Annotated in this window: 15 protein-coding genes; 7 read left to right on the forward strand and 8 right to left on the reverse strand. The window is 55.8% G+C overall.

The genetic code is table 11. The annotated features are described in order from the left end of the window. The first annotated feature begins 7 nt into the window (after positions 1 to 7). The 7 genes from V6N04_RS07870 (at position 8) to V6N04_RS07900 (ending at position 7731) form a co-directional block, all read left to right on the forward strand. Positions 8 to 784 carry an N-formylglutamate amidohydrolase gene (locus tag V6N04_RS07870; RefSeq protein ID WP_371169595.1) on the forward strand — a complete coding sequence of 259 codons (777 nt, stop codon included), beginning with the start codon at positions 8 to 10 and terminating at the stop codon, positions 782 to 784. Then, complete coding sequence (locus tag V6N04_RS07875; protein ID WP_371169596.1) at positions 781 to 1299, forward strand: TRAP transporter small permease subunit; 519 nt, start codon at positions 781 to 783, stop codon at positions 1297 to 1299. Before V6N04_RS07870 ends, V6N04_RS07875 begins: the two co-directional genes overlap by 4 nt. Beyond that, on the forward strand, positions 1289 to 2614 hold the full coding sequence (locus V6N04_RS07880) for a TRAP transporter large permease (protein WP_371169597.1): 1326 nt from the start codon (positions 1289 to 1291) through the stop codon (positions 2612 to 2614). Before V6N04_RS07875 ends, V6N04_RS07880 begins: the two co-directional genes overlap by 11 nt. Before the next feature lie 51 nt (positions 2615 to 2665). Further along, positions 2666 to 3700, forward strand: coding sequence for a TRAP transporter substrate-binding protein (locus V6N04_RS07885; RefSeq protein ID WP_371169598.1), 1035 nt, complete (start codon positions 2666 to 2668; stop codon positions 3698 to 3700). 62 nt (positions 3701 to 3762) lie between these two features. Next, positions 3763 to 5124, forward strand: coding sequence for a glutamine synthetase family protein (locus tag V6N04_RS07890; RefSeq protein ID WP_371169599.1), 1362 nt, complete (start codon positions 3763 to 3765; stop codon positions 5122 to 5124). An 82-nt stretch (positions 5125 to 5206) separates the two neighbouring features. Further along, positions 5207 to 6589 carry an aldehyde dehydrogenase family protein gene (locus V6N04_RS07895; RefSeq protein ID WP_371169600.1) on the forward strand — a complete coding sequence of 461 codons (1383 nt, stop codon included), beginning with the start codon at positions 5207 to 5209 and terminating at the stop codon, positions 6587 to 6589. Continuing rightward, a complete protein-coding gene (locus V6N04_RS07900; RefSeq protein ID WP_371169601.1) occupies positions 6586 to 7731 on the forward strand; it encodes an iron-containing alcohol dehydrogenase in 1146 nt (381 codons plus the stop codon). Before V6N04_RS07895 ends, V6N04_RS07900 begins: the two co-directional genes overlap by 4 nt. 40 nt (positions 7732 to 7771) lie before the next feature. Here V6N04_RS07900 and V6N04_RS07905 read toward each other — a convergent pair whose 3' ends face one another. From V6N04_RS07905 to V6N04_RS07940, 8 genes are read right to left on the reverse strand one after another with little or no spacing between them, the layout of a single operon-like run. Then, positions 7772 to 8848: an alpha-hydroxy acid oxidase gene (locus V6N04_RS07905; RefSeq protein ID WP_371169602.1), complete on the reverse strand. Its 1077-nt coding sequence runs from the start codon at positions 8846 to 8848 to the stop codon at positions 7772 to 7774. Between the two features lie 49 nt (positions 8849 to 8897). Continuing rightward, a complete protein-coding gene (comE, locus tag V6N04_RS07910; protein ID WP_371169603.1) occupies positions 8898 to 9452 on the reverse strand; it encodes a sulfopyruvate decarboxylase subunit beta in 555 nt (184 codons plus the stop codon). A 1-nt stretch (position 9453) separates the two neighbouring features. Continuing rightward, positions 9454 to 9951 (reverse strand): sulfopyruvate decarboxylase subunit alpha, encoded by a 498-nt coding sequence (locus V6N04_RS07915; protein ID WP_371169604.1) that lies wholly within the window; start codon positions 9949 to 9951, stop codon positions 9454 to 9456. Positions 9952 to 10011: 60 nt separating this feature from the next. Further along, positions 10012 to 10422, reverse strand: coding sequence for a universal stress protein (locus V6N04_RS07920; RefSeq protein ID WP_371169605.1), 411 nt, complete (start codon positions 10420 to 10422; stop codon positions 10012 to 10014). A gap of 20 nt (positions 10423 to 10442) precedes the next feature. After that, positions 10443 to 11429 carry a zinc-dependent alcohol dehydrogenase gene (locus tag V6N04_RS07925; RefSeq protein ID WP_371169606.1) on the reverse strand — a complete coding sequence of 329 codons (987 nt, stop codon included), beginning with the start codon at positions 11427 to 11429 and terminating at the stop codon, positions 10443 to 10445. After that, positions 11426 to 12187, reverse strand: coding sequence for an SDR family NAD(P)-dependent oxidoreductase (locus V6N04_RS07930; protein ID WP_371169607.1), 762 nt, complete (start codon positions 12185 to 12187; stop codon positions 11426 to 11428). Before V6N04_RS07930 ends, V6N04_RS07925 begins: the two co-directional genes overlap by 4 nt. Beyond that, positions 12180 to 13487, reverse strand: a complete 1308-nt coding sequence (gene hisD, locus V6N04_RS07935; protein WP_371169608.1) for a histidinol dehydrogenase — start codon at positions 13485 to 13487, stop codon at positions 12180 to 12182. Before hisD ends, V6N04_RS07930 begins: the two co-directional genes overlap by 8 nt. A gap of 12 nt (positions 13488 to 13499) precedes the next feature. Continuing rightward, positions 13500 to 14828 (reverse strand): TRAP transporter large permease, encoded by a 1329-nt coding sequence (locus tag V6N04_RS07940; RefSeq protein ID WP_371169609.1) that lies wholly within the window; start codon positions 14826 to 14828, stop codon positions 13500 to 13502. Positions 14829 to 14831 lie beyond the last annotated feature (3 nt).

Consider the following 14831-nt stretch of genomic DNA (forward strand, 5'->3'; position numbering starts at 1 on the left):
AAGAGAGATGCGCGCACCGAATTGGCCAGCCGCAGCGCTGTATCATGCCTCTGGGCGTGCGCCGATGGTAATTATTTGCGAGCATGCATCGAGCTTTATTCCACCGGAATATGACGGTCTGGGACTCGACAAGGCCGGACACACATCGCATGCAGCATGGGACATCGGAGCGTTGGATGTAGCCAAATGCCTTAGCACCTTGCTGGACGCCCCGCTTGTGGCTGGGCAGGTTTCGCGGTTGGTCTATGATTGCAACAGGCCGCTCGAAGCTTCCGACTGTATCCCGAAACGTAGCGAAGTCATTGACATCCCCGGCAACGCAAACTTGACCGATACAGAACGCAAGCGCCGCTTTGACACTGTCCACACACCGTTTCACGACAGCGTTGACTGGTTGATCGACCGCCAGACAGAGCGATCATTGTCGCCCGTCCGTCTGGTTACGATCCATAGCTTCACGCCCATTTTTCACGGGCAGCAACGCGCGGTCGAGATTGGTTATCTGCACGACAGCTCGACCAAGCTAGCGGAAGCCGCGCTTGAAGCCGAAGCGGGTCTTGGATCATTTAATACCGCGATAAACGAACCTTATGCGGCGCGCGATGGCGTGACCTATTCGCTGGCAAAGCATGGAACCGCGCGCGACATCGACAATGTCATGATCGAGGTTCGCAATGATCTGATCGACACTCCCACCAAAGCACAGAACATGGCGCAACATTTGGCCGGCGTCCTGCGTTCCGCAGTTTCATTGGACAGCTCATCAAACCGGGAAGCCATATGAACCTGCTTCGCAAATTCATCCACATTGTTGACCAGATCAACTATCGCATCGGTCGGGTCACCATGTACGGCATTTTCGTCATGATGGCGATTTTGCTGTGGTCGTCGATCTCAAAAACCTTCTTCAATCCATCGCTTTGGACGCTGGAGATGGCGCAGTTCGCGATGGTGGCTTACTATATTCTGGGCGGGCCATACTCGATCCAGATGGGGTCAAATGTACGTATGGACCTTCTTTATGGTGGGTGGAGCACGCGACGCAAAGCGGCCATCGACACGATTACCGTTATGTTCTTGATCTTCTATCTTGGCATCCTGCTTTGGGGTGGCATCGACAGCACGGCCTATTCCTTCAAATATGGCGGCGAGCGTAGCCCAACCGCCTGGCGCCCCTATCTGTGGCCGATCAAAATGATCATGTGCGTGGGCATCTCTTTGATGCTGCTGCAAGCCATCTCTGAGCTATTCAAAGACATTCTGCGCCTACGCGGCGAGGAGATCGACCATGTCGTATGAGATGATCGCGATCTTCATGTTCGCCACGATGATGGCGATGCTTCTGACAGGGCAGCGCGTGTTCGGAGCCATCGGCTTTGTTGCCGTGATTGCGGCCCTCGTGCTTTGGGGCGACAGAGGCGGTTATGACATCGCATTTTCATCCGCCATGAAGCTGATGAAGTGGTATCCGCTTCTTACCCTGCCGATGTTCATCTTCATGGGCTACGTCCTGTCGGAATCAAAGATCGCCGACGACCTTTACAAGATGTTTCATGTCTGGATGGGCGGACTAAAGGGCGGGTTGGCTATTGGTACAATCGGGCTAATGGTCCTGATCTCGGCCATGAACGGGCTGAGCGTGGCTGGCATGGCCATTGGGGCGACAATCGCGCTCCCGGAGCTCTTGAAACGGAACTACGACAAAAGGATGGTGACTGGCGTGGTCCAAGCGGGATCGTCGCTTGGCATCCTAGTGCCTCCATCTGTTGTACTTGTGCTATACGCGATGATTGCCCGCCAACCCGTCGGCCAGCTGTGGTTGGCAGGTGTTTTTCCGGGCCTGATGATGGCCGCGATGTTCATCATATACATTGCAGTTCGCTGTCACCTGAACCCGTCACTCGGCCCAGCGCTTCCGAAGGAAGAGCGTGACATACCCATGTCAGAAAAACTTGCCCTGCTGCGCGCTGGAATGCTGCCCTTGGTCATTTTCGCGGCCATGATGGTGCCTTTCGTAAACGGCTGGACCTCACTTGTTGAAAGCTCAGCCATTGGGGCGCTGACCGCCTTTGCGGCAGCGGTCCTCAAGGGCCGGATGACCCGAGAAGTGTTCGAGACCTCGGTACGGATGACCCTTGGCATCAGCTGTATGTTCATGTGGATCATCCTTGCCGCGCTGGCATTCGGAGCTGTGTTCGACGGGCTGGGCGCAGTTAAGGCAATCGAGTCTCTGTTTACTGAACGCCTGGGCCTGAACCCTTGGGTTATCCTGATCCTGATGCAGCTTAGCTTCATCCTGATGGGCACGTTTCTGGATGACACCGCCATGCTGGTCATCGTCGCACCCCTATATGTACCACTAGTGTCGGCCCTTGGGTTCGATCTGATCTGGTACGGAGTGCTCTACACGATCACCACGCAGATCGCGTATATGACGCCACCTTTCGGCTACAACCTGTTCTTGATGCGCGCCATGGCCCCGCCCGAGATCACTTTACGCGACATCTACGGCTCCATTCTGCCTTTCGTGCTGGTGATGGTGCTTGCCCTGACATTGGTCATCCTGTTCCCGGAAATCGCCCTTTGGCTGCCAGGATGGGTATACGGAAACTAGGTAAAGAGCCCGGTCAACGGGCCCGATTTTTTGCAACAAGGAGAAAGACAAATGACAACGAGACGTAAGTTTATCGCCGGCGCCGGAGTTGGCGCGTTGGCAGCGCCACTTGCTACTCCGGCGCTTGCACAATCCACGATCAAATGGCGGATGCAGACCTATGCGGGACCTGCACTGGCCGAGCATGTGATCGATCCGGCAGTCAAGATGTTCAATGAAATCGCGGGTGACCGTATGCAGATCGAGCTGTTCTATGCCGACCAGCTGGTCCCAACCGGCGAGCTGTTCCAAGCCATGCAGCGCGGCACAATTGATGCGGTTCAATCTGATGATGACTCGATGGCTTCACCCACCGAAGTCACGGTTTTCGGCGGCTATTTCCCATTTGGATCGCGCTACTCTTTGGACATACCGGTTCTGTTCAACCAATGGGGCCTGAACGAGATTTGGGACGAGGAATATTCCAAAGTTGGTGTGAAGCACGTATCGGCAGGCGCATGGGATCCATGCCATTTCGCGACAAAAGACCCGATCAACAGCCTTGCTGACCTGAAGGGTAAACGCATCTTTACTTTCCCAACGGCTGGCCGCTTCCTAAGCCAGTTCGGTGTTGTACCCGTCTCGCTTCCTTGGGAAGACATTGAGGTAGCTGTTCAAACCGGCGAACTCGACGGCATCGCGTGGTCGGGCATCACCGAGGACTACACAGTGGGTTGGGCAGACGTGACCAACTATTTCCTGACCAACAACGTGTCAGGCGCTTGGGCCGGTCACTTCTTTGCCAACATGGATCGCTGGAACGAACTGCCAGAGGACCTGAAAACGCTCTTCAAGGTTTGTGCCGATCAATCACACTACTACCGTCAGTGGTGGTACTGGGGCGGAGAAGCCAATCTGCGCGTCAATGGCACCAAGATGAAGCTGACCACCATCCCGGACGAGGAATGGAAGACCGTCGAAGACGCCGCCGTTAAATTCTGGGATGAGATCGCGGCCGAAAGCCCGGTCAAAGCCAAAGTGGTCGACATCTTCAAAAAGTATAACGCCGAGATGCAAAAGGCTGGTCGTCCATATCGCTACGGCTAAGCTATGCAAACAATTGCCGGGCGGGCCTTCCTGCCCGGCTTACATGAATAAAGGTCCACAAAATGTCGCCAAATCTTACCTTTGATGATCTGAAGTCCCAAGTCGCTAGTGGCGAGGTTGATACAGTGTTGGTCTGCTTGGTCGACATGCAAGGCCGCCTGATGGGCAAACGTTTCCATGCGGGCCACTTTATCGCTGGCGCGTGGGAAGAAACCCATTGCTGCAACTACCTGCTGGCCACCGATCTAGAGATGGCAACGCCGGACGGATATGCCTCGACCTCTTGGGAAAACGGGTATGGCGACTATGTCATGAAGCCCGATCTTGACACACTGCGCCCGGTGCCTTGGCTTGAGGGCACGGCGATGGTGCTGTGCGATGTTCTGGATCACCACACACATAAAGAAGTCCCCCACAGCCCGCGCGCAATCCTGAAGCGGCAGGTTGAACGGCTTGACGCCATGGGTTTTGACGCCATGACCGCGACCGAGCTGGAATTTTTCCTGTTTGAGAAAAGCTTTGACGAAATCAGCAAAGGCGGCTTCCGTGATCTGACCCCGATCTCTGCTTACAACGAAGATTACCACATCTTGCAGACCACCAAAGAAGAGCATGTGATGCGACCGATCCGCAATCATTTGTGGAACGCGGGCCTGCCGATCGAAAACTCAAAAGGCGAGGCCGAGGCCGGTCAGGAAGAACTGAATATCAAGTATTCCGCCGCCATGAACACGGCCGAGTTTCACACGATTGCCAAACACGCAGTGAAGGAAATCGCATGGCAACAAGGGCATGCAGCGACATTTCTGCCGAAATGGCATCATGACAAAGTTGGATCCTCTTCCCACGTTCACCAGTCCTTGTGGAAAGATGGCAAGCCCGCTTTTGTCGATGCGGATGACAAGTTGGGCATGTCCGATCTGATGAAAAACTATATGGCCGGGCTTCTGAAATACGCGCCCGACTATACCTATTTCATGGCACCCTATATCAACAGCTATAAGCGGTTCATGAAGGGGACATTTGCGCCTACGCGGATCATCTGGTCGGTCGACAACCGCACCGCCGGGTTCCGCCTTTGTGGCGAGGGCACCAAGGCCATTCGGGTCGAGTGCCGCATTCCGGGCTCTGACATGAACCCCTATCTGGCGATGGCAGGTATGCTTGCAGCCGGGGTCGCTGGGATCGAAGATGGGTTGGCACTTCAAGAGCCCACCGTCGGCGATGTTTATCAAGGCGACACCGGTATGATCCCTGGCAACTTAAAGGCTGCAAGGGACACGCTGCACGGCTCAAAAATGTTGCGCGCGGCGATGGGGGATGACGTTGTGGATCACTACACCCGCGCTGCCGAAGTTGAGATCGAAGAATTTGAACGCGTTGTGACCGATTGGGAAATTGCGCGTGGATTTGAAAGGGCGTAAGGGGGCTTTGCCCCCCGCCTGCGGCGTCCCCCAGGATATTTTCTACAAGAAAAAAACGGGACCTACTTAGAATGAGGAAGAAATGAACCAGGTGTTGAAATGTATCTCACCGATTGATGGATCGGTTTTCGCAGAGCGTGAGGTTCTGTCCGAAAGCGCCGCGTCTGAAGTTGTGGCGCGTGTGCGGACAGCGCAGGTTGACTGGGCCGCGCGACCGTTGTCGGAGCGGGTCAAGCTGGTCATGGCTGGAGTTGCTGGCGTCGGCGAGATGAATGATGAGATTGTGCCAGAGCTTGCCCATATGATGGGACGCCCTGTCCGCTATGGTGGGGAATTTGGTGGCTTTCATGAGCGCGCGAACCATATGGCCGAGATTGCAGCCGACGCTCTTGCAGATATCGAAGTTGGTGAGGATGCAAACTTCAAGCGCTACATCAAACGGGTGCCACATGGTGTCGTTTTCGTCGTCGCACCTTGGAATTACCCCTACATGACTGCGATCAACACGGTTGCGCCTGCGCTGATTGCTGGGAATGCCGTGGTCTTGAAACACGCCACGCAGACATTGCTGGTTGGCGAGCGGATGGCGGCTGCTTTTCATGCAGCAGGCGTGCCCGCTGATGTATTCCAGAACGTCTTCTTGTCCCACGACGTGACCAACAACTTGATCGCGGGAAATGCGTTTGATTTTGTGAACTTCACAGGATCAGTCGGCGGCGGGCAGGCGATGGAGCGCGCGGCGGCTGGCACCTTTACTGGTGTGGGGACTGAGCTGGGCGGCAAAGATCCGGGCTATGTCATGGAGGACGCGGATCTGGACGCAGCGGTCGACACATTGATTGATGGTGCGATGTTCAACGCGGGCCAATGTTGCTGCGGGATCGAGCGCATTTATGTGCATGAGAGCCTGTTTGACGATTTTGTTGCCAAAGCCGTGGAGATCGTGAAGGGGTACAAGCTGGGCAATCCGCTGGACAGCGAGACAACGCTTGGCCCAATGGCAAATGTACGGTTCGCAGCCGAGGTGCGAGCGCAGACCGCTGAGGCTCTGGCGGATGGTGCAATCGCTCACATCGAGACGTTTCCCGAGGATGATGGCGGCGCTTACCTGACGCCTCAGATTCTGACCAACGTGACCCACGATATGCGCGTCATGCGGGACGAAAGCTTTGGTCCCGTGGTCGGTATTATGCCGGTCAAAGACGATGCTGAGGCGATCCGGTTGATGAATGACAGCGAGTTTGGTCTGACCGCCTCGCTCTGGACCAGTGATCTGGACCGCGCGCAAGCTGTGGGTGATCAGATCGAAACCGGTACGGTCTTTATGAATCGTGCGGATTATCTTGATCCGGGCCTGTGTTGGACCGGATGCAAAAACACCGGGCGTGGTGGTGGATTGTCGGTCATCGGCTATCAGAACCTTACCCGTCCCAAATCTTACCATCTGAAAAAGGTGACTAAATGAGCCTTCAAGGAAACTGGTCTTATCCGACCACGATGAAGTTCGGCGCGGGCCGGATCAAAGAACTACCTGAAGCATGCGCGCAGGCTGGGATGAAACGCCCCCTTTTGGTGACCGATAAGGGCTTGGCCGATCTGCCAATCACCAAGGAAACTTTGGACATTATGGAGGCGGCTGGCCTTGGTCGCGGGCTATTCTCGGAGGTTGACCCAAACCCAAACGAGGTAAACCTGACTGCTGGTGTGGCGGCCTACAATGCAGGCGGTCATGATGGTGTGATCGCGTTCGGCGGCGGCTCCGGGCTTGATCTTGGCAAGATGGTGGCCTTTATGGCTGGCCAGACACGGCCTGTCTGGGATTTCGAAGATATTGGTGACTGGTGGACCCGCGCGGATGCAGATGTGATTGCGCCCATTGTGGCTGTGCCTACGACCGCAGGCACCGGATCCGAAGTGGGGCGTGCCAGCGTCATTACCAATTCCGAAACGCATGAAAAGAAGATCATCTTCCACCCCAAAGTTCTGCCCGCCGTGGTGATCTGTGACCCAGAACTGACTGTTGGGATGCCGAAATTCATCACCGCTGGCACCGGCTTGGACGCCTTCGCCCATTGTGTCGAGGCCTATTCAAGCCCGCATTACCATCCCATGAGCCAAGGCATCGCGCTTGAGGGGATGAAGCTGGTGATCGACAACCTGCCGCGTGCCTATGCAGACGGCACCGATATCGAGGCACGCGCCAATATGATGAGCGCGGCAGCGATGGGCGCAACTGCATTCCAAAAAGGGCTTGGTGCGATCCATGCGATGAGCCACCCAATTGGCGCCATGTACCACACACACCACGGTACAACGAACGCGATCTGCATGCCTGCTGTTTTGCGCTTCAACGCGCCGGTTATTAAAGATCGATTTGATCTGGCGGCTGGGTATCTGGGGATTGAAGGCGGTTTCGAAGGGTTCCAGAGCTTCGTTCAGGACTTCAACGACAGTATGGCAATCCCGCATCGTGTCGGCGAACTTGGTGTTAGCAATCCGGACGTCAAAACGCTGGTTAAAGGCGCTTTGATTGACCCGTCATGTGGTGGCAACCCGATTGAGTTGACGGAAGCCAACCTGACGGCATTGTTTGAAGAGGTTCTTTAACTTCGAAAACGACACTGATCCCCGCTCTTGCGGGGGTCGGTCACTTCGCGATGATCTTGTACAGACCTTCACCGGTCAGATCACATCGCCCGACCTGCGCCATGGAGTTACTCAACTCCTCGGTCAGAACATCCCACAAACGATGCAACCCTTCTTCACCGGCGGCAGCGATTGCGAACTGCAAAATGCGCCCCAGCATGGTGAAATTGGCACCGGCGGCATAGGCTTTCAGGACATCCTCGCCCGAGCGTAGCCCACTATCATAAAGCAATGTGAAGCCATCACCCAGCGCCGCGCGTATTTCTGCGAGCGCCGTGATCGGCGCGGGCGCGCTTTCAAGTTGGCGCGCGCCATGGCTCGACACTTGGATGGCATCCACTCCGGCTTTCTTCAGGCGAACTGCGTCTTCGACATCGACAACACCTTTGATGACAAGATTACCGTCCCAGCTGTCCCGCAAGCGTTTGAGTGTATCCCAGTCCGCCCGCGCGCGGGTTTCTTTGCGATCAAACTCGAATCCCTCCATTTCGAAATTTGCCATTTCTGGGCGGCCGTTGAACAACGTACGCAATGACCATTCCGGGTGCAGGGCGAAATCGACAAATTGGCGTGGGCCGATGCGGAAGGGCATGGTGAATCCATGACGTAGCTCACGCGGACGGCGGCCGACGATTGGGACATCGACCGTAAGAACCAGAGTGTCGAATCCAGCGGATTTGGCCCGCTCAACCAATTTGAAAGAACCTTCGCCATCTCCGCTGAAGTAAAGCTGAAACCACGCGTTCCCATTGGCTTCGCTGATCAGGGCCTCCATCGGAGTGGATGACACAGTGGATATGCCAAGTGGCACATCATAGCGCGCGGCAAGTCGCGCCAGCATCATGTCCGCCCCGGGGCCAGACAGATTGCACATCCCCATTGGGGAAATACCAAAGGGGCGTTTTGCAGCACTACCAAACAACGGTACATCCAACATGCGCTGGCTGACATCCCTTAGAATGCGAGGGCGCAGGCAGACGTCGTCCAATGCCTTGCGATTTCGCGCATCACCGCAACCATTGCCTGCGGTCCCGTCGATATAATCAAAGACCATCCAGGGCAGACGCCGACGCGCCATGCGCCGAGCGTCCTCGCTACAATGGATGCGTGTTGCCCGCGACATGGGCCTAGGCAGTGACCGCTTTCATGAACCGATCGCGGATCACGACAGGGTCCATGGTGATCACAGGCATCTTGGCGTTGCCGCTTTCACATTTGCTGACGATGATTGTCATCTGCTTGGCATCCAGCGCGTCTTGAACGGCCTTACCAGTATCCTCGGCCTTGCATTCAACCACGTTTTCGCAGCCGCAAGCTTCGGCCACTTTCGCCAGCGATGTTTTCATCCCTGCATAGGTGGGCTGATCCCCCGTCGAGCCATATGAACCATTATCGATAATCAGCAGGATGTAATTATCCGCGACATTGTTCGCGATCGTCGGAAGGGTTCCCATATTGGTCAGGATCGAACCGTCACCGTCAATCACAATAACCGGTTTTGGCTGAGACAGCGCAAGCCCAAGACCGATGGAAGACGCCAGTCCCATTGTACCAAGCATGTAAAAGTTGGTGGGCTGGTCGTCGATGGCGTGCAGTTCCTGACTGGGAATGCCGATATTACAGACAACAAGCTGGTCCCGCAGGATCGGAGCAATTTCTTTCAGAATTTCAGAGCGGATCATATTAGTAGCCTCCCCAGAACGACGCATCCGTCAGGATCGCCACGGGCTTGTTGCACATGAATGTGTATTTCAGGATGCTGTCCAGCTCTTCCGCGTCGGACCGTTTGTGGAAATGGAAGGTCGGAATGTGCATCTGCGCCAAAAGCGCCTTGGTGTGCACAGCCATTTCGACCTGACAGGCCACTGGCTCACCCAGCTCTCCGCGATATGAAATCAGCATGGGCAGCGGCATCCGGTAGTATTGGGTCAGCGTGGCCAACGTATTCAACGTCACGCCCAGCGCGGTGTTTTGCATGATGATGGCGGGACGTTTGCCACCCATGAAAGCTCCGGCGCAAAGGCCCATACCTTCGTCTTCTTTGTTGGACGGGATGTGAAACACCTCTTCTCGTGCTTCAAACTCTTCGATCACGCCCGCAAGCTGCTTGCACGGCACTGTTGTGACGAAGGAAACGTCGTTGGCGACGAAATCGTCAACGATCTTCTTGTTAATGTCCATGGACCCTTGTCTCCGATTGGTCGCACCCTCACTGGGCGCGTGTTCCTATATCTCTGTGAATTAGCGGGTGCGTTGTACGTGTACGGCGCAACGGCAATGGCGCACTACGCGTGCAGCTGTTGATCCGAGGAAGAAGTCACTCAACCCTGGCTTATGGGACCCGATCACGACGCAATCCACATCATTGTCATGCGCGTAATCAATAATGGTTCGGGCCGTATGACCTTTCAAAAGCACCGGTGTCACGTCTTTCAGACCAGCCGTTTTTTCTTGCAGTAGTTTCCGGGTTTGCTCTTTCACGGCGCGCACGGTGTCCTCGTCCAGATAGGTGCTAACCGATCCGTGGGTGGCTTCCATCACATGCAGGCCGGTAATCTCACCCCCCTCAGCAAGAAGGTTGCGTGCGATCTCCATCGTTTCGGCCGAGATGTCGTGATCCAGAGCCATCGGGACCAGAATTTTCTTGTACATGCTATCCTCTATCCATCAGTTTATGCGTTGGCCCAAGGGTCCAGAACGATTTTGGGAACGGCCACCAGCCCATTTCGAAGGTCTGAAAACGCAGCGGCGCCATCAGATAACGCCCGCGTCTGGGTCCACTTCATATCCCCCAAGCGGCCATCGAATATCGCTTGCGCCGTCGCGCGAAAATCTTGGGTGGTATAGGTATAGGTGCCGATAAATGTGATTTCTTGCAAGGTCATACGGCGGATATCCAACCCACCAGTATCCTCTCCCAACCCGATATGCAGGACGACACCACCGGGTTCTGCCAAGGCCGATGCGGTCGCACGGGTCGCCGCGTAACCCACAGCATCTACAACAAGACCAAACTGGCCTTCTGCACGTTCAACCGCGTGCTCATTACATGTGTCGGTCAGAAACGCGCGACGTTCCACATTGGGTTCAACGATTGTGATATCAGATAGACCCATCGCCCTAAGCGTCAGGGCCGAGCCTAGCCCAATCGCGCCACCACCCAACACCAGCGCTGTACGTGATGCTCTCGGGTGCAGCGCTTCTAACCCAAGCCGGGCAGCGTGCCAGCTGACCGCCAATGGTTCGGTCAGCGCGGCCCAACTGATCGGCACATGATCAGGCACCGAAACAAGATTGGTGTCTGGCATCGTCACATATTGGGCAAACGCCCCTTCGCGTGGTGGCATCGAAATTATTTGACGGTCTGGGCACAGGTTCTCGCGTCCTGTTTTGCAAGCATGACACGTTCCGCAATGGACCAGCGGGTTAATCGTCACCCGTTCTCCATCACGCCCGCCTCCCATAATTGTTCCAGCAGCCTCGTGCCCCAATATCAGAGGGGCTGGGCGGCGATCATCATGTCCAAGATAGGCATGCATGTCCGAGCCGCAGATCCCTGCGGCCTCGACCCTGATGAATTGTTCACCTTCACCGCAAATAGGGTCATCTGCATCGCGATATCCCAGTGTTTCTGGCGCATCATAGATCAGTGCTTTCATTTCGCCGTGAACCCTCCGTCAACCATCAAGACTTGCCCCGTGACATAGGACGAAGCCTCGGAGCACAGGAAAAGCAAAGGGCCATCCATGTCGTGCATCCGTCCATTTCTGCCAATGCAGGTCTGCTCGGCGTTGCGCCTCGCAAGGTCCGCGTCCTGAAACACGGCCTCTGTCAGCTCGGTCGGGAAAAAGCCCGGGCCGATGGCATTGGCGGTTACACCATGGGGCGACCATGCCTCGGCCATCGCGCGTGTTAGCTGCCCAACACCGGCCTTGGTCGACCCATAGGCAATCCCTCCGGGGAACGCTCGGGTCGTTTGAAGCGACGCGAAGTTTACAATGCGCCCCCAACCCTTGTCCGACATTGCGGGAACCAATGCCTGACTTAAGAAGAACGGAGCCGTCAGATTGATCGCCACTGTGGCGTCCCACCCTTCTGGCGTCACTTTGTCGGCAACCTCACGCGTGTTCAGCCCTGCGGCATGGACAACAATATCCGGCGCACCGAAGGGCTCTGCCAACTGCTTGGCAAAGGCAGGGATCGAGTCGCGATCAGACAGATCCGCCGCAACAGTCGCGACATTGTCGCCCTGGCCTGAACGCCAGTCTTCAAGTGCCTCACGCCGACGGGCAACACCGACCACTTTCGCACCAGCTGCGGCCAGAACCGAGGCTGCATGCTGACCAAGGCCTGAACTGGCCCCGGTCACACATGCCACACGCCCCGACAGATCGAAAAGAGATCGTGGATCAGCCATCGGCTGTCAGGTCAAAAGTTTCGTCGGGGAAGTACTTCGCCAAACGGACATCTGCCGCGCGGGCGTGTCCCTCCATCCCTTCGAGGCGAGAGATGCGGGCCGTGGCTTCCGCAACGGATTTCGACCCTTCTCGGGTCGACCGTTGCCAGGTAACGATCTTCATATACTTGTGGACACTCAAGCCACCCGTATACCCAGCCGCGCCCGATGTGGGCAGCACGTGGTTGGTTCCAGATGCTTTGTCGCCGTAGGACACCGTGGTCTCTTCACCAAGGAAGAGCGATCCATAGCAAGTCAACCGATCAAGCCACCAGTCGAGGTCCTCGGCCTGAACCGTCAGGTGTTCAGGGGCGTAGTCATCGGATGTTGCGGCCATTTCTTCACGGTCCGCGCACAAGATCACCTCGGCATAATCGCGCCATGCTGCTTTCGCATTGTCGCGGTTCACGTCGGGAAGGTCGTCAATCAGCCCCGGCACCATTTCCAGAACTTTCTCGGCAAGCGCGCGATCATCCGTCACCAACCACACAGGCGAATTGTACCCGTGCTCGGCTTGGCTGACGAGGTCGGTTGCCACGATATGTGCATCCGCCGTTTCATCGGCAAGGATCAAGCTGTCGGTCGGGCCAGCGATCATGTCGATACCAACGCGCCCAAACAGAATGCGCTTGGCTTCGGCGACAAACTGGTTGCCCGGCCCAACAAGAATATTGGCTTTCGGCAAACCAAACAGACCAAACGTCATCGCAGCGACACCCTGCACACCGCCCATGGCAAGGATCTTATCCGCGCCACAAATATGCGCTGCATAGACAATTGCCGGCGCCACCCCGACATCAGGGCGGGGAGGAGAGCAGGCCGTGATGTGACGGCAGCCAGCCACCTTGGCAGTCGTCACGGTCATAATCGCACTGGCCACGTGGCTATACCGGCCACCAGGCACATAGCACCCTGCCGCATCAACCGGGATCGCCTTTTGGCCAGCGGTCAGACCTGGAACAACTTCGTATTCCACGTCTGCCACCGTCGACTTCTGCATCTCCGCAAACCGTTTAACGTTGTCATGTGCAAATTGGATATCCTGTTTCAGCTTCTCAGGAACCAACGCGCAAGCTGCTTCGATCTCTTCAGCGCTCAACAAAACAGGGCCATCATATTTGTCGAACTTTGCGGCATATTCCATCGCCGCCTTATCGCCTCCAGCCTCGATATCAGCCAGAATGTTCTGCACAGTTTCATGCACATCAGATGCATCGGATTTCGACGTAAGTGTCGCTTTCTTTAGGTACTCACGGGCCATATTCTGGGCTTCCTATTTATAGATATCGGGGAGCAATGTTGTTGAGACAGCTGGTACATACGCGATCAGCAAAACAACACATAGCATACATAGAACAAAAGGGACGGCACGGGCCGCGATTTTCAAGATCGATTCACCAGTTATACCGGAGACAACGAACAGGTTCAGACCCAGCGGCGGTGTGATGAAACCCACGCCCAGTGCCGTGATCATCATGATGCAGAACTGAATTTCGTTCATGCCTATGTTGTCCGCCAAAGGCTTCAGGATCGGAGCAAGGATCACGATATTCGGTGTCGTCTCCATCACGCAACCAGCGGCAATCAGAATTCCGATCATCAGCAAGATCAACACATAAGGATCATCAGTCAGGGCCGTTATCGACGTCACGAAACCCTGCGGTACGCCCATGATGGCCAACGCCTCGGCCAGCGGTGCGGAAAACGCAATGATCGGCAAAATGACGCCGTTTACCTTGGCGGAACTGACCAGCATCGCTGGGAAATCGGCGAGTGACAAAGTGCGCAGAATGAACCCCATCGCGATCGTTACGACAACAGCGGTCGCGCCTGCTTCGGTCGGCGTCAGACGACCTGAAAAAATGCCGTAGAAGATGATGCCGGGAACGATGAACGCATACCAACCAGATTTCAGGGACGCGCGCAGATTGGCGAACCATTCCGCGAAGGTCATCATGCCCCCGCCTTCATAGTGGTAGATGCGGTTGACGATCAAGTTTGTGATCAGGATCGCAAAAAGGATTGCAAGACCGGGAATCAAAGCGGCCAGAAACAGGGTAGATGCGGAAATGCCCAGTACAAGACCAATGATGATATAAGCGATGGAAGGCGGGATCAGAATACCGGTACAGGCACCCGCTGCAACAAGCGCGCAGGCATATGGGCGCGGATAGCCGCTTTCGACAAGCCGGTTGATCGTCATCCGGCCAACTGCAGCAGCACCCGCTGCGTCGGAGCCTGAAATGGCGGCGAACATACCACACACCAGAACTGTGGCAGATCCGAAACCTCCTTTGGTCCAACAGGTCAGCGCCTCGGCCACGTCAAGGAACTTGCGGCTAAGTCCGGTGCGGACCAAAACGTCCCCGGTTAGAATAAAAAGCGGCACAGCCGTCAGCGCAAAAGCGTCGATGCCGGTAAATAGGCTTTCGCCAATCAGGCTTAGCGGCAAGTCGCCCGACATATATAGCATGATTATGGCAGCGGATCCGATGGCAGCCCAGACAGGAACGGCCAGCGCGATTAAGGCAACGAACAGAAGGACGGGAAGGTAGAAGTCCCAACCTAGCTCGACGGTTTGATTGACTTGATTCCAAAGCATTAT

The sequence above is a fragment of the Aliiroseovarius conchicola genome, assembly GCF_041403445.1.
GTDB classification, from domain to species: Bacteria; Pseudomonadota; Alphaproteobacteria; order Rhodobacterales; family Rhodobacteraceae; genus Aliiroseovarius; species Aliiroseovarius conchicola.